At 69.2% G+C, this 18963-nt stretch carries 16 protein-coding genes, 2 tRNA genes and 1 riboswitch; of the genes, 9 read left to right on the top strand and 9 right to left on the bottom strand.

Annotated elements, in window-relative coordinates:
* Nucleotides 1-38 precede the first annotated feature (38 nt).
* Nucleotides 39-866, top strand: a complete 828-nt coding sequence (locus MLG_RS06730) for an IclR family transcriptional regulator (RefSeq protein WP_011629062.1) — start codon at nt 39-41, stop codon at nt 864-866.
* A gap of 47 nt (nt 867-913) precedes the next feature.
* Here MLG_RS06730 and MLG_RS06725 read toward each other — a convergent pair whose 3' ends face one another.
* On the bottom strand, nt 914-2515 hold the full coding sequence (locus MLG_RS06725; protein WP_011629061.1) for a tetratricopeptide repeat protein: 1602 nt from the start codon (nt 2513-2515) through the stop codon (nt 914-916).
* A 219-nt stretch (nt 2516-2734) separates the two neighbouring features.
* Nucleotides 2735-2826: riboswitch (TPP riboswitch) on the top strand.
* 63 nt (nt 2827-2889) lie between these two features.
* Here MLG_RS06725 and thiC point away from each other — a divergent pair.
* Nucleotides 2890-4782: a phosphomethylpyrimidine synthase ThiC gene (gene thiC, locus MLG_RS06720; protein WP_011629060.1), complete on the top strand. Its 1893-nt coding sequence runs from the start codon at nt 2890-2892 to the stop codon at nt 4780-4782.
* Between the two features lie 127 nt (nt 4783-4909).
* Nucleotides 4910-6397, top strand: a complete 1488-nt coding sequence (gene glpK / locus MLG_RS06715; protein ID WP_011629059.1) for a glycerol kinase GlpK — start codon at nt 4910-4912, stop codon at nt 6395-6397.
* 37 nt (nt 6398-6434) lie between these two features.
* On the opposite strand, the gene MLG_RS06710 is transcribed toward glpK, so the two are convergent.
* From MLG_RS06710 to MLG_RS06695, 4 genes are all read right to left on the bottom strand, one after another.
* Nucleotides 6435-7331 (bottom strand): universal stress protein, encoded by an 897-nt coding sequence (locus tag MLG_RS06710; RefSeq protein WP_156774646.1) that lies wholly within the window; start codon nt 7329-7331, stop codon nt 6435-6437.
* A gap of 71 nt (nt 7332-7402) precedes the next feature.
* Nucleotides 7403-8548 (bottom strand): lipocalin-like domain-containing protein, encoded by a 1146-nt coding sequence (locus tag MLG_RS06705; protein ID WP_011629057.1) that lies wholly within the window; start codon nt 8546-8548, stop codon nt 7403-7405.
* On the bottom strand, nt 8545-11076 hold the full coding sequence (locus MLG_RS06700) for an ABC transporter permease (RefSeq protein WP_011629056.1): 2532 nt from the start codon (nt 11074-11076) through the stop codon (nt 8545-8547). The genes MLG_RS06705 and MLG_RS06700 overlap by 4 nt, the downstream gene beginning before the upstream one ends.
* Nucleotides 11076-11765 (bottom strand): ABC transporter ATP-binding protein, encoded by a 690-nt coding sequence (locus tag MLG_RS06695; RefSeq protein ID WP_041717948.1) that lies wholly within the window; start codon nt 11763-11765, stop codon nt 11076-11078. The genes MLG_RS06700 and MLG_RS06695 overlap by 1 nt, the downstream gene beginning before the upstream one ends.
* 158 nt (nt 11766-11923) lie before the next feature.
* Here MLG_RS06695 and MLG_RS06690 point away from each other — a divergent pair, with 158 nt between their 5' ends.
* The 3 genes from MLG_RS06690 to msrA are packed head-to-tail and all read left to right on the top strand — an operon-like array spanning nt 11924 to nt 14186.
* The gene (locus MLG_RS06690; protein WP_011629054.1) at nt 11924-12631 is read left to right on the top strand and encodes a sulfite exporter TauE/SafE family protein; all 708 of its coding nucleotides are present in this window, start codon (nt 11924-11926) and stop codon (nt 12629-12631) included.
* 20 nt (nt 12632-12651) lie between these two features.
* The gene (locus tag MLG_RS06685; protein ID WP_011629053.1) at nt 12652-13635 is read left to right on the top strand and encodes a sigma-54 interaction domain-containing protein; all 984 of its coding nucleotides are present in this window, start codon (nt 12652-12654) and stop codon (nt 13633-13635) included.
* Nucleotides 13632-14186: a peptide-methionine (S)-S-oxide reductase MsrA gene (msrA, locus tag MLG_RS06680; protein ID WP_011629052.1), complete on the top strand. Its 555-nt coding sequence runs from the start codon at nt 13632-13634 to the stop codon at nt 14184-14186. The genes MLG_RS06685 and msrA overlap by 4 nt, the downstream gene beginning before the upstream one ends.
* A 10-nt stretch (nt 14187-14196) precedes the next feature.
* Here the strand turns inward: msrA and MLG_RS06675 are convergent, their stop codons facing one another.
* Nucleotides 14197-15957: a SulP family inorganic anion transporter gene (locus MLG_RS06675; protein ID WP_011629051.1), complete on the bottom strand. Its 1761-nt coding sequence runs from the start codon at nt 15955-15957 to the stop codon at nt 14197-14199.
* A 177-nt stretch (nt 15958-16134) separates the two neighbouring features.
* A complete protein-coding gene (locus MLG_RS06670) occupies nt 16135-16464 on the bottom strand; it encodes an ArsR/SmtB family transcription factor (RefSeq protein WP_011629050.1) in 330 nt (109 codons plus the stop codon).
* Between the two features lie 333 nt (nt 16465-16797).
* On the opposite strand from MLG_RS06670, the gene yqeC reads away from it, so the two are divergent.
* Genes yqeC through MLG_RS06655 form a run of 3 tightly spaced genes read left to right on the top strand, consistent with a single transcriptional unit; the run spans nt 16798 to nt 18585 of the window.
* Entirely contained in the window at nt 16798-17562 is a 765-nt protein-coding gene (gene yqeC / locus MLG_RS06665; protein WP_011629049.1) for a selenium cofactor biosynthesis protein YqeC, read from the top strand.
* A gap of 43 nt (nt 17563-17605) precedes the next feature.
* Entirely contained in the window at nt 17606-18238 is a 633-nt protein-coding gene (gene mobA, locus MLG_RS06660) for a molybdenum cofactor guanylyltransferase MobA (protein ID WP_011629048.1), read from the top strand.
* 5 nt (nt 18239-18243) lie between these two features.
* On the top strand, nt 18244-18585 hold the full coding sequence (locus MLG_RS06655) for a carboxymuconolactone decarboxylase family protein (protein WP_011629047.1): 342 nt from the start codon (nt 18244-18246) through the stop codon (nt 18583-18585).
* Nucleotides 18586-18663: 78 nt separating this feature from the next.
* Here the strand turns inward: MLG_RS06655 and MLG_RS06650 are convergent.
* Nucleotides 18664-18739: transfer RNA gene (locus MLG_RS06650), tRNA-Ala, on the bottom strand.
* 128 nt (nt 18740-18867) lie between these two features.
* Nucleotides 18868-18943 (bottom strand) — tRNA-Ala (locus MLG_RS06645).
* Nucleotides 18944-18963: the final 20 nt, after the last annotated feature.

Raw genomic sequence — 18963 nt, 5'->3', positions numbered from 1 at the left:
GGACGCCAACGACCAGAACGACAACACAAGGAGCGATTATGGCCAGGGCATCGGACACCGTTGAGGTCAGTGGCGGCACGGTCAAGTCGCTGCATCGGGGGCTGCGGCTGCTGCAGGCGCTCGCCCGGGTCGAAGCGGGGATGACGCTGACCGAGTTGGCCGACCACGTGGACCTGGCCCCCTCCACCACCCACCGGCTGCTCAACACCCTGTTGCACAGCGGCTTCGTCGAGGTGGAGGAATCCACCGGGGTGTGGCATATCGGGGTCCAGGCACTGGCGGTGGGCAACGCCTTCCTCAAGGGGCACGATTTCGTCAGCCTCTCCCGCCCCTTCCTCCGCCGGCTGACCGAGGCCTCCGGTGAGACCAGCAACCTGGCGGTGGAGAACGGCGGTCACGCGGTCTTCCTCTCGCAGGTGGAGTGCCGGGCCATCGTCCGCGCCATGGCCCGGCCGGGGGACCGCACGCCGCTCACCTGCAGCGGCGTGGGCCAGGCCCTGCTGGCGTGCATGAGCCAGGAGCGGGTGGAGGAACTGATCCGCCAGCACGGCCTGCCCTGTTACACCCCGAAGACGGTCACCACCCCCGACCAGTTGCACCAGACCCTGGCCCGGACCCGCCAGCGGGGCTGGGCCCTGGATGACGAGGCCCAGGCCCTGGGCATGCGCTGCGTGGCCGCGCCTTTCTTTAACGCCTATGGCGAGGCGGTGGCCGCCATCTCCATCTCCGGCCCGACGCCGCGGATCAGCGATGCCCGCATCCCTGTGCTGGGCGACCTGGTGGCCCGGACCGCCGCCGGGATCACCCACCGGATCGGCGGGCGGCCGGCCCGCGGCTTCCACTCCCCGCACGTTGGGGCCGGCTGAAGGGGCAGCTTGTGGCCGGCAGGTGGGGCGCGCCCGCGCCGGCACCCCTAGAAACGAGACCCCGGCAGCCAGATATCCGCGCGCTGCCAGGCTTGCTCGAAGGCCTCGGCCACCTGCCGCGCCTCAGCCGCCTTACCCTGGGCGGCAAGACTCTGCTGCAAGCCACGAAGTGCCCAGCCATTGTCCGGATGGACACTCAGGGCCTCCCGGTAGACGCTCTCAGCCTCTTCGGCGTCACCGATCTCCAGCAGCACCGCGCCCAGCACATGACGGGCCGGAATCGGCCAGGGCTCCGGTTCGCTGTAAGGCAACCCGTCCTCCAGGCGGACGGCCTCCCGCAAAGCGGCCTCGGCGTCCACATCGCGACCTTCGGCGAGAGCCACCTCCGCGGCCAGGATCTCCTCCGCGATGCCCAGCAGATCCTGTTTCGGGTGTCCGAAAAACTGGTAGGTGGCCTCTTCCGGCGTGTTATCCCGAATCCGACGCAGTGCCTGCAAATCGCCGCTGGCTGCCTCCGGGCCACGGCTCCGCAGCGCCGCAAGCCCCTGAGCGAAATGCCACATGCCGGCCTGAAAGGGCATCTCCGGGCGATCATCACGGTCCGCGAGCTGGTCCCAACGCCCGAAGCGTGCCAGCAACAGATCGTAATGGAATGCATCTCCAGGGGACTCTCGGGCCAGATCGCGGGCAGCCGACAGGGCCACACCACTCTGCCCGTCCATCCAGGCGGCAAAGGCCAGCATGGCGGTATTGTGCGTGGGATAAACGCTGACGCCTGCACCCCGGGCGGCGGCCTGGTCCATGATCCGCGCCTGCTGGTTCTGGTGCACCGCATCGCCAAAGCGTCCGACATGCATGTAGATGTGGGAGGGCATGTGCTGGATATGGCTCACTCCGGGGATGGCGTCGGCCAGCCGGTCGGCACAGGCCTCCGCCCGCTGCGGTTCCCAGGCCTCGACGGCGTGGATGTAGAGATGACAGGCGCCGGGATGCTGCGGATGGTCCGCCAACACCCCCTCCAACGCCTGAACAGCAGCCTGGGTCTCGGGGTAGGGCCCCTCTTCCTCGTCATGGAGGTCCCAGGGCCGGAACATCATCAGGGCCTCGGCATACAGCGTTTGGACATCGGGGTCGTCGGGATGGGCGACCGCCGCACGCTCCATAGCCTCCGCGTACGGGGCAGTGGCTGCGGCCTGGTCGCTGCCATCGGGGTAACGCTGCGCCATGGCTTCGACCAGCGCCTGCTCCCATGGGGCAACCGCTTCAGCTCGGCTCAGGGCGCGCAGGGCCGCCTGTGCGGCCGCTGCTGCCTCAGCCCGCTCCCCCACGCCGCCGGGGTTGTTCTGATAAGGCCCGAGCACCCAGGCCGCGCCCCAATGACATAGGGCGCAGTCTGGATCATGGCGTGTGGCCTGCAGAAAGGCGTCCGCCGCCGCCTGGCGGGCGAAGCCATAGGCCAAACGAAGGCCCTGGTCGAACCAGGCCTGCGCCGATTCCGAATCCGTGGTGACCGCCCGGCTGTAGTCGCCGAGGTTCTCGTAATAGAGGATCGGGCCCTCGTCGCCGGCCGGTACCAACCCCGGCGCAACCGCCAGCCCCCAGCCCAGGGCGATACCGGACCAGAAAGGTTTCTGTAGCCGCGATGCCATGGCACACACTCCCTCCGGGGAACCGCCCGGATACTGTTTGGATCTCTTTGAAGTGTGGGTCGCGCCGCCCAGCAGGGTAAGGGCGGGAGCCCGGCCAATTCACCCGTTTGTGGGCCGGTAAGCGGATTATCTCGCCGAAAGTGGCATTACCCTTACCTACTTGAACACGGACGGGCTGAGCGTGGCACGGTAATAGCCGCTGTGCTACGGTGACGGTTGACGACAGAGCGGGGGTGCCCCACGGGGCTGAGAGATACCCTTGGAACCTGACCCGGTTCGCACCGGCGTAGGGAAGCTTTGCCGACCCAGCCAGCCCATGGCGTGCGTCCGCCCTGTCCCGGCAGTTGCCCGTTTCGACAGGAGGAGAATGCCCAATGGGCCTGAATTCCAATGACAACGTCCAGGACGCCACCCGCGCCCTGAACGCAGACGCCACCCGCCCCTTCCCCGCCTCGCGCCGGATCTACCTTCAGGGCGAGCGCCCCGACGTGCGGGTGCCGATGCGTGAGATCAGCCTCTCACCCACGGTGGGCAGCGAGGGCACCGAGGCGAATCCCCCCTTCCCGGTCTATGACACCTCCGGCCCCTACGGCGATCCCGAGGTGGAGATCGACCTGGTGCGCGGGCTGCCCGCCCACCGCGAGGCCTGGATCGAGGAGCGCGGCGACACCGAGACCCTGGCCGGGCCCAGCTCCGAATATGGTCGCGCCCGCGCCGAGGACCCGGCGACCGCGGCACTGCGCTTTCAACGTCCGCGCAAGCCCCGCCAGGCCCGTGCCGGACAGTGCGTGACCCAGATGCATTACGCCCGCCGGGGCATCATCACCCCGGAGATGGAGTTCGTCGCCCTGCGTGAGAACCAGGCCCTGGATCAGCTGGCGGCGCAGGGCCTGCTCAAGGGCCGGCACCCCGGCCAGGCGTTCGGCGCCACCATCCCCGAGCGCTATACCCCGGAATTCGTACGCGACGAGGTGGCGGCCGGCCGGGCGATCATCCCCAACAACATCAACCACCCGGAGTCCGAGCCCATGATCATCGGGCGCAACTTCCGGGTGAAGATCAACGCCAATTTCGGCAATTCGGCGGTCACCTCCTCCATCGCCGAGGAGGTGGAGAAGCTCATCTGGTCCACCCGCTGGGGCGCTGACACGGTGATGGACCTCTCCACCGGCGACCACATCCACGAGACCCGCGAGTGGATCGTGCGCAACTCGCCGGTACCGGTGGGCACCGTGCCCCTGTACCAGGCGCTGGAGAAGGTCAACGGCGTGCCGGAGGACCTGACCTGGGAGGTGTTTCGCGACACCCTGATCGAGCAGGCGGAACAGGGGGTGGACTACTTCACCATCCACGCCGGTGTGCGCCTGCCCTTCATCCCCCTGACCACCGAGCGCACCACCGGCATCGTCTCCCGGGGCGGCTCCATCATGGCCGCCTGGTGCCTGGCCCACCACCGCGAGAGTTTCCTTTACGAGCACTTCGAAGACATCTGCGAGATCATGAAGGCCTACGATGTGGCCTTCTCGCTGGGCGACGGCCTGCGCCCCGGCTCCATCGCCGATGCCAACGACGAGGCCCAGTTCGCCGAGCTCAAGACCTTGGGCGAGCTAACCAAGATCGCCTGGGCGCACGACGTGCAGGTAATGATCGAGGGGCCCGGCCACGTGCCCATGCAGCTCATCAAGGAGAACATGGACAAGGAGCTGGAGGCCTGTTTCGACGCGCCCTTCTACACCTTGGGGCCGTTGACCACCGACATCGCCCCGGGTTACGACCACATCACCTCGGCCATCGGTGCCGCGCAGATCGCCTGGTACGGCACCGCCATGCTCTGCTACGTGACCCCCAAGGAGCACTTGGGCCTCCCGGACCGGGACGACGTGCGCGAAGGCATTGTCACCTACCGGCTCGCCGCCCACGCGGCGGACCTGGCCAAGGGGCACCCCGCCGCTCAGGCCCGGGACAACGCCCTGTCCAAGGCGCGCTTCGAGTTCCGCTGGGAGGACCAGTTCAACCTCGGGCTGGACCCCGAGCGGGCACGTGAGTACCACGACGCCACCCTGCCCAAGGAGGGCCACAAGCGGGCCCACTTCTGCTCCATGTGCGGGCCGAAGTTCTGCTCCATGAAGATCAGCCAGGATGTGCGCGAGTTCGCCCGCCGCAAGGGCCTGGACGACGCCGAGGCCCTGGAAGCCGGGATGCGCGAACAGGCGGAGGCGTTCCGCGCCCGCGGCAGCCGCGTCTACCTGGATGAGGAGGGCGAATAGGCGGCAGCCGCCGCCCCGACGTGGCCCCACCGTGGCCACGTCGGGGCCACGGTGGCACACTGAAGGCCTGACCCAGAGTCGCCTGCCCGGATGACGGGCAGGCCCCTTTGTGGAGGCTTTCGTCGTCATGCAGGCCATACTGGCCCTGGACCAGGGCACCACCAGCTCCCGCGCCATCGTCTATGACGCCCACGGCGGCGTGCTGGGCACCGCGCAGCAGGACTTCCCGCAATACTTCCCGCAACCCGGCTGGGTGGAGCACGACCCCGGAGAGATCTGGCAGAGCCAGTACCGGGTCATGATCCAGGCGGTGGAGCGCGCCGGCATCCCCTGGAGCGCCATCGCCGGACTGGGCCTGACCAACCAACGCGAGACCACCCTGCTCTGGGACCGGGCCACCGGCGAACCGCTGCACCGCGCCATCGTCTGGCAGGACCGCCGCACCGCCCGGCTCTGTGACGACCTGCGCCGGGACGGCCACGAGCGGCTGTTCCGGGAGCGCACCGGGCTGCTGCTGGACCCCTACTTCTCCGGCACCAAGCTGCGCTGGCTGCTCGACCACGTGCCCGGCGCCCGCCGGCGCGCCGAGGCCGGGGAACTGGCTTTCGGCACCGTGGACAGCTGGCTGATCTGGCAGCTCACCGGCGGCCGGTTGCACCTGACCGACGCCAGCAACGCCTCGCGCACCCTGTTATGCAACATCCACAGCGGTGACTGGGACCCGGACCTGCTCGCTGCCCTGGACATCCCCGCCGCCCTGCTACCGGAGATCATCGACTCCTCCGGCGTCTGTGGCACCACCTGCTGCGCCGGGGTGCCCGAGGGCATCCCCATCGCCGGGGTGGCCGGTGACCAGCAGGCGGCCCTTTACGGCCAGGGTTGCCACGAGGCCGGCCTGGCCAAGTGCACCTACGGCACCGGCGCCTTCCTGCTCATGCATACCGGGGAGCGGCCCATCGCCTCCGCCAACCGCCTGCTCACCACTGTCGCCTGGCGGATCGGCGGTCGGACGGCCTACGCCCTGGAGGGGAGTGTCTTCATCGCCGGCGCGGTGGTGCAGTGGCTGCGGGACGGACTGGGGCTGATCCGCTCCTCCGACGAGATCGAGGCCCTGGCCCGCCAGGTGCCGGACACCGGTGGCGTCTACCTGGTGCCGGCCTTCGCCGGTCTGGGCGCACCGCACTGGGATCCGGACGCCCGAGGCATCCTGGTGGGCATGACCCGCGGCACCGAGCGCCCCCACATCGCCCGGGCGGCGCTGGAGAGCATGGCCTTCCAGGCCACCGAGGTGATCGGGGCGATGGAGGTGGACGCCGGTCTGGCGGTGAAGGAGCTGCGGGTGGACGGCGGCGCCAGTGCCAACGACCTGTTGATGCAGTTCCAGGCGGATCTGCTCGGCGCACCGGTGCTGCGCCCGGCCGACACCGAGGCCACGGCGGCCGGTGCCGCCGCCCTGGCCGCCCGGGCGGTAGGGCTGAACGGCGCCAGGCCGTCGGCGGAGGCCGCATTCACCGCCTTTTCGCCCCGGCTCTCCCGCTATGAGGTGGAGCAGCGCATGGCCACCTGGCAACGGGCGGTCCGCCGGGCCGGGGGCTGGGCAAGGGACGACGACTAAGGGTGCCCCCACACCTCCGCGGTGTCCGCGCGTCAGATCAGGCGCGACCGCGGGAGAGCAGCACGTCGCAGCGCACCTGGTTGACCACCCGGCGGGCCACGCCCCCCAGCAGTACGTCCTGCCAGTGCTTGCGGCCGTGGGTGCCCATGACCAGCAGTTCGGCGTTCAGGGCGTTGGCGGCCTCTTCGATCACCAGCGGCGGGTAACCCACCCGGATGGTCGATTCCACCTTGTCCAGGTCCACCTCCGCCTGGGCGAGGAAGGCGGAGAGGTCCTGCTGGGTCTCCGCCATGGCCTGCTGGTGGATCCGGCGCACCGTCTCATCATCGGCACCGGTGCGGTAGATGCGGTCCAGTGGCGCGGTGTTGAACACGTGCAGCACCTGCACCGTGCCATCGTCCGCGACGGAGGAGACCGCCAGTTCCAGGGCATGCCGGGACCGCTCAGAGAAATCCACTGGCACCAGCACCTTGCGGTAACGGCCCTGAGGCTCGTTCTTCACCACCAGGATGGGCCGGTCGGTGTTGCGGACCAGGTTCTCCGCGGTCGTGCCCAGGAAGATGTCCCGCAGGTGGTGGTGGCCGTGGGCACCGATGACCAGGAGATCGGCACCGAAGGCCTTGGCCTCGCTGAGAATGGTCTTGTGCCCGTGCCCGAGCACGGCCCGGCTCTGCACGGTACCGCCCTCCACCACGCCCAACTTCTCCATATGCTCGGCCAGGGCCTTGTCGGTGCCCTCGACCAGCTGCCGGGCCACCTCCTCCGGGCTGCCCCGCATCAGCCGGACCAGGCTCTCCTCCTGGAGGTCGGCCTCGACCACGCTGAGGGCGAGCAGATCGGCCTGGTGGTCGCTGGCCAGTTGGAGTGCGCGGCGCCCGGCACGGTCCGCACGGCGGGAGAGGTCGGTGGCGTAGACGATTTTCTTGATGGTCATGTTCCGTTCGCTCTTGTCCGGATGCTGCGGGTGTCGGTTCGTCTCCCCGCTTATTGTTGCATAGATGCGTGTCAATATCCGGTCAACTCCGCGTAGCCCCAGCCGCTGACCTGGCGGCCGTCCTGTTCACCGGAGACCCGCAGTGCGCCCTCCCAGTAGCGGAACGCCCCGCCGCGCAACTCCTGGTCGGCCACCGTGGGCGTCAGGGTCAGTTGGAGCCCGGCGTCCGGCATCGCCAACTGCCAGCCGGCGGGATAGGTCGCCTGCCCGTCCGGGCTCTGCCAGTGGTCGGTGGCCCGCAGGGTCACATCATCCAGCCCCAGCCGCCGCGTGTTGCCCTCCGGATCCACCCACAGCCCCTTGCTGATCGGGTCCACCCGGCCATCCTCCAGGCGCAGGTGGTAGAACATCAGCTCATGGCCGTTATCCAGTTGCACGGAGAACCAGTCCCAGCCCGCGTGGGCCTCACTCAAAGCGCTGGTGCCCCACTCCCGATCCTTCCAGGCCTGTCCCCGCACGCGACGGGCCTCCCCGTTCAGGTGGATCTCGCCCTCAGCGCTCAACCGGGTCCAGGAGAAATAACGGGAGGCATTGCCGGCCTCGGGCCCCTTCTGGCTGTACCCCGCATCGCCTTGGAGCACCAGGGGCTTGTCGGCATCCAGGCGCAGGGTCACGGCATGATCGCCCTCGCGGAAGCTCACCCGCATAGGGAACGGCCCGGGGCTGTCGTCGGCGGCCTCCAGGACCCAGTCCTCCAGCCAGATGCGGAAGGGGGCAGCCTGTCCGCCGGCCAGGCCCAGCGCCCCCCGGGACAGCCGCTCGTAGTGATGGTAGTCGCCGGCAGCGCTGTCGGCGAGGGCGAAATGCCCCATCCAGAGCTGGTCAGTGGCCCAGGCGGAAGGCCGGTCCCCGGCGGCGCCGGGGGCGACGTTGAAGCGGAACAGCGTGACCTGGAAGCCGTGGTGGCGGGCCTGGTCGTCAAACAGGTGGCCGGTGACATACCACCACTCGTGCCGGTACGACGGATGCGGTCCGTGGTCGTACGGGAAGACCAGGGGCTCCGGGCCCTCCACCCGGGCCAGGCCCGCGATCCCCTCCTCGCCGGCCAGGGCGCCGGTCACCGACAGGGTCTCGGGCACCTCGGGCTCGGGGGCGGGGTCGCAGGCGGCCAGGGCCCAGGCCAGCGGCATCAGAAAGACAGCGCTCCGCGGGTTCATTCCATCTCCTCACGCAGGGCATCACCCGGTGGCGTCGCCGCCATCCGGCGTGCGGGATACCAACCGGCCAGCAACGCTGCGAGCAGTGCGAGGCCGAGCGCCTGCAGCAGCAACGCCGGGTCCACGTGGACACTCAGGCTCCAGCCAAAGGCACGCTGGTTGATGGTCTGGGTAAGGGCCACCGCCAGCACCAGCCCCAACGGCAGGGCCAGCCCCCCCGCCAGCGCACCGGCGAAGAGCGACTGCCCCAACACCAGGCGCCGGACCTGGCGGACAGAGCAGCCCATGGCCCGCAACACCGCCATCTCCCGGGCACGCTCCAGCGCCAGGGCCAGCAGGGCCCCCAGCACACCAACCACCGCCACCCCGGTGGCCAGCATACGAAGCACATGGGTGATGGTGAAGGTGCGATCGAACACCTCCAGCGACAGCTCTCGGATTTCGGCACTGGGCCGGAAGCGCAGCAGGGCGCCGTCGCCAGCGGCAACGCGCAGGCGCTCCACCAGAGGTCCCACCGCCACCCCGGGCTCGGCGTGCACGGCGATGCTGTTGATGGTGTCATCGTCCCAATGGTGGCGGTACCGTTCCGCGGCCATGATCACGGCGCCGGCGCTAGTGGTGTAGTCGTACGTCACCCCCAGCACCCGGAACTCGCGCTCCCCCGCCGGCGTCGGCAACGCCAGGGTGTCGCCCTGCCCCACGCCATAGCGGGACTGGAAGGGTTCGGTCACCAGTACGGCATCCTCCGTGCGCAGCCGCGCCCAGACCGATTCATCGCCCGCCCGGAACAGGAACCCAACCGCGCGCTCACCGCCCAGGTCGTAGGCCCGCAGCCGCCAATCCGTCTCCGCTTGCGGGAGCCGGCGATAGCGCCCCGTGGTGATCCGCTCGACCCCGCCCACGGCCGCCAGCCGGTCGGCGAGCCCCGGCTCAAGGGGCGCCGCGGCGTCACCCGTGATCCCGGGCGGGCTAATATAGACATCCGCCTCCAGACTGGCGTCCAACCACTGGGCGAAGGTTGCGCGGAAGCTCTCCACCATCACGCCCACCCCGACCACCGTACTGATGGCGATCATCAGGGCCGCCACCGCCACGGCACTGCGGGAGAGCCCCGCCGACACGCCGCGGGCGGCCATCCGTCCCGGCAGGCCGAATAACGCGCCGGCCGGCCGCGCCAGGGCCCGGGAAGCGACCAGGACCAGCAATGGCACCGCCAGTGCGGTCCCCATCAGCAGCAGGAAGATACCGACAAACGCCAGCAACAGGGCCTGGCTGACCAGGAGAAGCCCCCCTCCGGCCAGCACCGCCAGGCCGCCGCCAAGCGCCAACCGGGGGGCCCGCCGGCGACTGCCGGCCTCCAGGTCGGCGCGGCTCAGGGTGGCCCGGGGCGGCGACCGTGCCGCCTCAGCGGCGGGCACCGCCGCGGCGACCAGCGTGGCGCCCACGCCGAGGGCCAGGCCCAGGGCGATATTGACGCCCGTGGGCTGTACCCCCCGTACCTGGACTACGAAGTAGAGGTCGTTGATGGTGCGGGTGACCAGCCCGACCAGACCCTGCGCCAGCACGATCCCCAGCACCAACCCAAGCACGCTGCCCACCAGCCCCAGCAGGGCGGCCTCCAGCAACACCAGGCGCAGTATCTGGCCACGCCCGACCCCCAGCGCCCGCAGGCGCCCGAACAGGGGCCGGCGCTGGACCACGGCGAAGGTCATGGCGTTGTAGATCAGGAAGGCGCCGACCAGCAGGGCGAGCAGGCTGAAGGCCGTGAGGTTCAACCGGAACGCACGGCTCATATCCAGCAGGGCATCGGCGCGCGCCTCCGCCGGCCGCAGGCGCACCTCGGCCGGCAGCGCCTGGCGCAGGGCGTCGGCGGCGGCCTCGTCCGCCAGGACCAGGTCGATGCGATCGAGCCGGCCGGGGCGACCGAGCAGGGCCTGAGCGGCCGCGATGTCCATCACCAGGACATCCTGCAGGCCCTGGCGGTCCACCGGACGTTGCGGCTCCAGCAGACCGTCCAGCACGACCCGGCGCACCCGCCCCCTGACCCGCAGCTCAAGCGCATCCCCCACCGCCAGATCCAGCTCCCGGGCCACCTCGCCCTGCATCAGTACACGGTCATCGCGGCCGAGAAAGCCGGACAGATCCCCTGCGGTGCCGATGCCGCCCAGAGCCGGCCGCACCGCCGCCTCGGCGAAGGGGTCCACGCCGAGGATGCGCCAGACCCGGCCCGCGCGCGCCTGATCCTCGGCATAGCCTTCCACCACCGGCGTCATGCGCCGCTGGCGCTGTTCGATCCGTAGCCAGGGGTAGAGGGCCTCAGCAAACCCTTCGCTACCGGCGGTGATACTGTGGGTGGCCTGACCGGTGAGCGCCTCCGCGGAGAGTTGGAAGGCCTGCAGCGCGCTACGGTTGGCCAAATCGACCGCGGTGACCACGGCGACACCGAGGGTGATCCCCAGCACCGCCAGGGCCACCTGCCAGCGGTGGCCCAGCAGATACCGCACACCGGATCGCTGTAACAGCCGCATCAGACCCCCGCCACGTCGAGCCGGTCCACCGCATGCAGTTGCCCTTCCGCCAGGCGGAAGACGCGATCGGCCGCGGCGGCCACCTCCCGGCTGTGGGTCACCGTGATCAGGGTCATCCCCCCGGCCCGGACCAAGTGCTGCAGGAGGGCCAACACCCGGTCCCCCGTCTCGGCGTCCAGGGTTCCGGTGGGTTCGTCGGCGAGCAGCAGCCGCGGCCGATGCACCAGGGCCCGGGCCAGCGCCACACGCTGCTGCTCGCCACCGGAGAGCCGGTCCGGGAAGGCCCGGGCGCGGTCCGACAACCCGACCGCCGCCAACAGCTCCCGGGCCCGCGGGGCATCGTCGAGGCGTCCCACCAGTTCCAACGGCAACAGCAGATTCTCCTCGATGGTGAGGGTGGGAATGAGGTTGAAGAACTGGAAGACGAAACCGATGTGGTGACGTCGGAAGCGGGTGCGCGCGCCCTCGTCCAGGCGGCTGAGCGGCGTCTCGCCCAGCCAGACCTCGCCCGCATCCGGCCGGTCCATGCCGCTGATGAGGTTGAGCAGGGTGCTCTTACCCGAACCGCTGCGCCCCATCAGCGCCACGTGCTCACCGCTGGCCACCTGCAGGCCGGTCCCGTCGAGCACCACCCGCCGGTGTTCCCCCTCCCGGTACGCCTTCCGAAGTGCCTCCAGCGTCACACGCATGCGCCGCCTCCTGCCGCACCGGTCGCATCGCGGGGGCGGCATGCTGCCCCACCCGGATGACCGGCAAAGATTGTAAGATAGGGCCCAGGGATGATCCGGCGCTCAGGGCGGTCCGATACCCGATCCGCCCGTTCATCGCTCAACTCCGGGAGCTGCCTTTGGAATATCCACCACTCATTATTGCGTTTCTGGTCGGACTGTTCAGTACCGTACATTGTCTGGGTATGTGCGGGGGCATCGTCGGGGCCCTCACCTTCAGCCTGGCACCGGAGGTGCGCAACCGGAGCGGACGGCTGCCGTGGTACAGCACGGCCTACAGCCTGGGGCGAATCACCAGTTATTCCGTCGCCGGCGCGATCACCGGGGCGCTGGGCGGCACCCTCCTGGTGGCCTTGGGTGGCCATGGCCAGTTCCTGGTCCAGCTCGTGGCGGCGACGCTGCTGGTGGGCATTGGCCTGTATATTGCCGGCTGGTTCCCCAGTCTGGCCCGCATCGAGCGCGTTGGCCTGCCCCTCTGGCGGCGGCTGGAACCGCTGGGGCGGCGGATGCTGCCGGTTCGTGGCCTGCACCAGGCCTACCTGTTTGGGCTGGTCTGGGGCTGGCTGCCCTGCGGGCTGGTCTACTCCGCCCTGATATTCAGCCTTTCCGCCGGCGGCGCCCTGGAAGGCGCGGCCTTCATGTTCTTCTTCGGGCTGGGCACCATGCCTGCCATGGTCACCGCCGGCGTCATGGCCGGCACCCTGGCCCGTTTTGTCCGTCGGCCAATGATTCGCCGGGTCGTCGGCGTTACAGTTATCCTCATGGCGGTGGCCACCCTCACCGTACCGGGACAGTTTTACGGCACCGAGGCCCTTGGGGGCTCGTGACGCAACAGGAGCAGGGAGACATGGGCAAGCTATTAGGTCATTCACCGGAACTGCAATCGGTGCTGCGAGCGGCTCGATTGGTCGCCAGCACCGAGGTCACCACCCTGATCCTGGGTGAAAGCGGCACCGGCAAGGAGTTGCTGGCCCGCACGGTCCACGCGGAGAGCCCGCGGGCCAACGGCCCTTTCGTGGCCGTCAACTGTGCGGCGCTGCCGGAAGGCCTGGCCGAGTCCGAGTTGTTCGGTCACCGGCGCGGCGCCTTTACCGGCGCCGTCGATCCCCACGACGGCCGGATCGCCGCCGCAGCCAATGGTACCCTGTTTCTGGACGAGGTCGGCGAACTGCCTGCCGCCGTGCAGGCCAAACTGTTGCGCTTTTTGGAGTCCGGGGAATGTCAACCGCTGGGCGCCACTCGCCCGCAATCGGTCAATACCCGCGTCGTGGCCGCCACCCACCGCGATCTGTACCAGGACGTGGAGGCAGGCCGCTTCCGCGCCGACCTCTACTACCGGCTACAGGTCATCCCCTTGGAGCTGCCGGCGTTGCGTGAGCGCCCGGCGGATATCCCGGTCCTGCTTGACCACTTCCTGCAGGCCCTGGCCAGACACCACGACCTGCCCGCTCCGCGGCTCCAGCCCGATGCCCTTCGCTGCCTGCAGCGCTACCCCTGGCCGGGCAATGTCCGGGAGTTGCGCAACACCTGCGAGCGCCTGGTGGTGCTGCACGCCGGGCGCACCCTCACGGCCGGGGCCTTACCCCCGGAGATCCAGCAGGCCCCCGCGGCGGCACCGCGGGCCAATGGCTTCCGGCTGCCGGCGGGGGGCATCCAAATGGATGAGCTCGAGGCGGACCTGATCCGCCAGGCGTTGGAACGGACCGGCGGCAACCGCAGTCAGGCCGCCCGCCTGCTCGGTCTGACCCGCGACACACTGTTGTACCGGATGAAGAAATACGACCTTACCGAGGCCCCCGTCGCGGCGTCCGCATCGGCCGTACCCGCATGACCGGGGAAGGCGCCACCACTGAGCGGGCCACCCTGGGTGGTGGCTGTTTCTGGTGCCTGGAGGCGGTCTTCCAGCGCCTGCGCGGCGTCCGCAGCGTGGTTTCAGGCTACGCGGGGGGACGGCGTGCCCACCCGAGCTACGCTCAGGTCTGCAGCGGCGCCACCGGTCACGCAGAGGTGGTGCAAATAGAGTACGACCCCGGGACCATCAGCTATCGGGAACTACTCCAGGTCTTTTTCACCATTCACGACCCAACCACGCCCAACCGACAGGGCGCGGATGTGGGCAGTCAGTATCGCTCGGTGATCTTCTACCATGACGACCAGCAGGCCGCGGTCGCCCGGGAGGTGATGTCGCGGGAGGCGGGCCGCCGGGCGGACCCCATCGTGACCGAGTTGACGCCGCTACCGGCCTTCTACCCGGCCGAGGCCGACCACCAGGATTACTACCGGCGCCACGGCGGCCAGCCCTACTGTCAGATGGTCATTGCGCCCAAGCTTGAAAAGGCGGCACGCCACTTCGGCCGACTGACGGGCGACGACCGCCCCTGAGCCCGGCCGTTCAGGTGGGCACCACCCACCGGCGCCGCGGCCCCAGCGCCTTCATGGCCTCGTGCGTGCTGAGGAAGACGCGCCCGCCGCGCAGGTGACGGGTGAAGCCGGCCTGTTCCAGCCCGTCCATCACCGGGCCCTTGACCTCGGCCAGATGCAGGGTCACCCCGCTGTCCGCGAACTGCCCGGCCAACTCCTCCAACGACTCAAGGGCACTGGCGTCGATGAAATTGACGGCGCTGCAGATCAGTACCACGTGCTCGACCCCGTCCCGCCCCCAGACCAGCTCCTGCAGGCGGTCTTCCAGGTAGCGGGTGTTGGGAAAGTAGAGGCTTTCGTCCACCCGGACCAACAGCACCCGCGGATCGGTCTCCACCTTGTGCCGCTCGACATTGCGGTAGTGCTCCGTACCGGGCACACGCCCCACCACCGCCATATGCGGCCGGCTGGTACGCCAAAGGTAAAGCCCCAGCGAGAGCAGCACGCCGACCACGATCCCGGCCTCCACGCCGACGACCAGGACCACCGCCGCGGTGGTCAGCAGCGTCACCGCCTCGCTACGGCTATACTGCCAGATCCGCCGCGGGGTGTGCAGATCCACCAGACCGACCACGGCGACCAGGATGATTGCGGCAAGGCTGGCGTGCGGCAACCAGGCCAGCCAGGGAGTCAGGAACAGCAGCACCAACACGATCAGCAGGGCGGAGAGCACGCCCGCCATGGGCGTGCGGGCCCCGGCGCTGTAGTTGACGACCGAGCGGGAGATCCCGCCGGTCACCGGATACCCGCCGGAGAGCGAGGCGCCGATGTTGGCCAGGCCCAGGCCCTTGAGTTCGCGATCCGGGTCAATGCGCTCGCGATCCCGCGCCGCCAGTGATTTCGCCACCGACGCACTCTCCAGAAAGCCGACCAGCGCGATCAGCACCGCACCCCAAACCAGTTCCCGCCAGAGCGGCAGGTCCACCGCCGGCAGGGCGAAATCGGGCAGCCCCTCGGGGACCCGCCCCACCACACTGACCCCAAAGTGCTCGTCCAGCCCGGGCAGTGCCACGGCCAGTGAGCCCAATACCACCACCACCAAGGGGGCGGTCTTCACCGCAATCCCCGCCACTGGCGCGGAGAGTCCGCTGCGGACCAGCAGGCCCTTGAGGGGGCCCTGCATCCAGAGCAGCAGGCCGATACTGGTCAGACCGATGGCCAGGGTGACGCCGTTGACCTGGCCGAGGGACTGCCAGAGCGCGACCACCATCGCAGGGAGATTGTCACCGCCGCCTTCCACGCCGAGGACGTGGCGTAGCTGACTGAAGCCGATGAGGACGGCCGCTGCGGTGATAAAGCCCGAGAGTACCGGATGGCTCAGGAACTGAGTGACGAAACCGAGCCGGGCCATGCCCATAACCAGCAGCACGATCCCCGAGAGCAGGGCCAGGACCACGGCAGCACCCAGGTGCTCCGCGCTGCCCGGGGCCGCCACGGCCCCGGCGACGCTGGCGACCATCAACGAGACGATCGCCACCGGGCCCACGGCCAGAGCCCGGCTGCTGGCAAACAGGGCGTAGGCCACCGGCGGGATGATGCTCGCGTACAGGCCCACGTGCGGCGGCAGGTTCGCCAGCATGGCGTAGGCCATCGCCTGCGGCACCAACATGACCGCCACCACCGCGCCGGCGATCAGGTCCCCGGCCAGGTACTCGGGCCGATAGGCCCGCAACCACCCTAGCAGCGGTAACCAGTGCGCGGCCCCGCCGTTGTGCTTTGCCTGCACCGCCATCACTTCCTCGGGAGAACGCCTCCGGGCCCGCGGACGGGGCATCGGAGAGGAGAATGCTGAACAGTCCACCGGCCCCGATCGGGCGCCGACCCGATCCGAGCGACCGGGAATCAGGCAATGCGACTCCAAAGGCCCGCCGGACGACAGGGCCGCGGGCCGAACACCCTGGGCCGGCCGCTAACCGGCCTCTGCGTCCGAGGCGGCGCCGCAGAAGAGTTCGTGCAGCTTGCCCAACACCGCCAGGGCCTCATCGCTGGCCATCCGGTAGTAGATGGTGCGGGACTCCCTGCGGGTCGCCACCAGCTTTTCCTCCCTGAGCTTGGTGAGCTGCTGCGAGAGGGCCGGCTGGCGCATCTGCAGCAGTCGTTCCAACTCGCCGACCGATTTCTCCCCCTCCACCAGGTGGCACAGGATCATCAACCGTCGCTCGTTGGCCAAGGTCTTCAGGAAACGGCTGGCATAGGCCGCATTCCGGGTCATCTGTTCGATGTCTAGAGTATCATTCATATTCAATATATTCTAGTTCAGGCATTTAAGGGCCGCTACCCACCGGCCTCCCGGCCGTGCCCCGACCGCCGACGCGGCCGTCGCGAATCCGTCACGCCTCGCGTTGAGGTGTCAAGGCCACGGGGCTCGAGTTCGGTTCATACGAAACCCTCCGCTTATGAGGAAGCATGCTAAGGGATTTCCCCCACGGTTGCAGCTGTTTCATTCACCGGCAGCACGGTAAGGCGAACTTGATCACTGCGCAGCCAGGAGGCATTCTGCACCGCCTACACCCCATGGGCTAAATAAAACCCTATTCGATACATATTCCTTTACTGTGAATCAGGAGGGCGCGTGCAAGTGGGGCTGATCGATGCCTTAGCGGCCGATGAAGGCGTGGTGTGTCTGATCGGGGCCGGTGGCAAGAAGACCACCATGGCCCGGTTGGCCTGGCTGCAGCGGGACCGGGCTGTGGGGTTGAGCAGCACCGTGTTCTGCGCCCCCCTGCCCGACTGGCTGCCCCACCCTGTGCTCACTGGCGACGCGGACCAACTGGCGGCCCGCGCCCCGGCGACGGCGCGCGCTTACCCGGCCTCGCCGGTGGCCTTCTACGGCGCCCCGGAACGCGCCGACCGCCACACGGGGCTGGCCCCGGAGCTGATCGACCGGCTGCACCATGGGCTCCATCGCCGGGTCACACTGGTCAAGGCGGATGGCGCCCGGATGCGGCGCATCAAGGCCCCCGGCGACAATGAGCCACTGCTGACACCGGGCTGCCAGCGGGTGATCGCCGTGCTCTCGATCAAGGCGGTGGGTCGCCCCCTGGACCATCGGGTCGCCCATCGCCCGGAACGGGTCAGCGAGGCGGTGGACCTGGAGCCGGGCGGAATCATCGGGCCCGAACACCTGGCCCGGCTGCTGACCGGAAGGGGTGGCCTGATGCGTGGGCTGGGCGGGCGCCGCGTGACCCCGCTGATCAATATGGTGGATTCCGACACGGATCGCGCCCGCGCCCGCCGCGTGGCGGAGCGGGTCCTGGAAAACACCGAGCGCTTTGACCGGGTGGTCTTGGCGAGCATGCGCCGGGAGCAGGCGCTGGTCGAGCTCATCCGCGCCTGAGACAATCCCATCCGTCGCTTATCACAGAGGAGCACCCCCTGCTATGCCGGATACCGCATCATCGTCCCAGGCCAGACCGGCGCGCCAACCGGGCATCACCGGGGTGGTGTTATCCGGGGGCCGGGCCCGCCGGATGGGGGGGCAGGACAAGGGGCTGTTACCCCTGGCCGGCCAGCCGATGATCCACTGGGTGCTGCGCGCCCTCTGCCCCCAGGTGCAGCGGGTGCTCATCAATGCCAACCGCCACCTGTACCGTTACCGTGCCCTCGGCCACCCGGTGGTGGAGGACAGCCTGCCGGATTATCCCGGCCCCTTGGCCGGGATGCTGAGCGGCATGGAGGCGGCCGCCACCGAGTTCATCGCGATCGTCCCCTGCGACGCCCCACTGCTCCCGCACGACCTGGTCAAACGGCTGGCGGATGCGCGGACACGGGAGCGGGCGGACATCGCCACCGCCTATGGCGCCGGCCGCCTGCAGCCCACCTTCGCGCTGATCCGGTGCGATCTCGCCGGGGACCTGCGGGCCTACCTCACCGCCGGCGAGGGCAAAATCGACCGCTGGTACCGGCGCCACCGCCTGGCGGTGGTGGACCTGGAGGCCCCGCCTGAGGCTTTCCTGAACGTCAATACACCGAACGAGCTGGCAATACTCGATCAACGACTGAGAGAGGAGTAGAGCAGATGGCAGAGGACTGGGCGAAGCTCGCCGAACTGATGAGCGGCCGCATGAAGGAGGTGGCCAAGGGCGTCCCGGAGACGGCCAGGGGTTTCAATCAACTCAAGCAGGTCAGTGGCCGGGAGGGGGCGCTGGATCCCGCCACCAAATCGCTCATCGCGCTGGCACTGGGTATCGCCGCCCACTGCGAGGGCTGCCTGGCCTTTCATGCCCAGGCCGCGGCCAAGCACGGTGCGACCCGGGAACAGGTGCAGGAGATGATCGCGGTGGCGGTGCAGATGGGGGGCGGCCCGGCCTTCGTCTATGGCGGCATGGCGCTTGAGGCCTTCGACGAGTTCGCCGGCTGAGCCGCCCGGGCGTGCCGACCGACGACTAAGCCGTCCGGACACAAAAAAAGCCGGGCATTGCCCGGCTTTTTTCTTCTCTGGTGGAGCCAGGCGGGATCGAACCGCCGACCTCCTGCATGCCATGCAGGCGCTCTCCCAGCTGAGCTATGGCCCCGTAACTGGCGCTGTATGTTACGTTCCCCCGCCGGTTGCGTCAAGCCAGCGGAAGGAGCGGCTGCCTTGACACCGCGCCTTCGGGCAACCGCTTCCGGGGTGGCGGTGGCCCGCCCACCCCGGTGGATCTGGTGGAGCCAGGCGGGATCGAACCGCCGACCTCCTGCATGCCATGCAGGCGCTCTCCCAGCTGAGCTATGGCCCCGTGCAATGAGGCGCGTATGT

Source organism: Alkalilimnicola ehrlichii MLHE-1, from assembly GCF_000014785.1.
GTDB lineage: Bacteria > Pseudomonadota > Gammaproteobacteria > Nitrococcales > Halorhodospiraceae > Alkalilimnicola > Alkalilimnicola ehrlichii.
This window is presented reverse-complemented; position numbering and strand designations above follow the sequence as displayed.

Coding starts and splice junctions, on each gene's coding strand:
- MLG_RS06730 (WP_011629062.1), top strand. CDS start 39: ATGGCCAGGGCATCGGACACCGTTGAGGTCAGTGGCGGCACGGTCAAG.
- MLG_RS06725 (WP_011629061.1), bottom strand. CDS start 2,515: ATGGCATCGCGGCTACAGAAACCTTTCTGGTCCGGTATCGCCCTGGGC.
- thiC (WP_011629060.1), top strand. CDS start 2,890: ATGGGCCTGAATTCCAATGACAACGTCCAGGACGCCACCCGCGCCCTG.
- glpK (WP_011629059.1), top strand. CDS start 4,910: ATGCAGGCCATACTGGCCCTGGACCAGGGCACCACCAGCTCCCGCGCC.
- MLG_RS06710 (WP_156774646.1), bottom strand. CDS start 7,331: ATGACCATCAAGAAAATCGTCTACGCCACCGACCTCTCCCGCCGTGCG.
- MLG_RS06705 (WP_011629057.1), bottom strand. CDS start 8,548: ATGAACCCGCGGAGCGCTGTCTTTCTGATGCCGCTGGCCTGGGCCCTG.
- MLG_RS06700 (WP_011629056.1), bottom strand. CDS start 11,076: ATGCGGCTGTTACAGCGATCCGGTGTGCGGTATCTGCTGGGCCACCGC.
- MLG_RS06695 (WP_041717948.1), bottom strand. CDS start 11,765: ATGCGTGTGACGCTGGAGGCACTTCGGAAGGCGTACCGGGAGGGGGAA.
- MLG_RS06685 (WP_011629053.1), top strand. CDS start 12,652: ATGGGCAAGCTATTAGGTCATTCACCGGAACTGCAATCGGTGCTGCGA.
- msrA (WP_011629052.1), top strand. CDS start 13,632: ATGACCGGGGAAGGCGCCACCACTGAGCGGGCCACCCTGGGTGGTGGC.
- MLG_RS06675 (WP_011629051.1), bottom strand. CDS start 15,957: ATGGCGGTGCAGGCAAAGCACAACGGCGGGGCCGCGCACTGGTTACCG.
- MLG_RS06670 (WP_011629050.1), bottom strand. CDS start 16,464: ATGAATGATACTCTAGACATCGAACAGATGACCCGGAATGCGGCCTAT.
- mobA (WP_011629048.1), top strand. CDS start 17,606: ATGCCGGATACCGCATCATCGTCCCAGGCCAGACCGGCGCGCCAACCG.
- MLG_RS06655 (WP_011629047.1), top strand. CDS start 18,244: ATGGCAGAGGACTGGGCGAAGCTCGCCGAACTGATGAGCGGCCGCATG.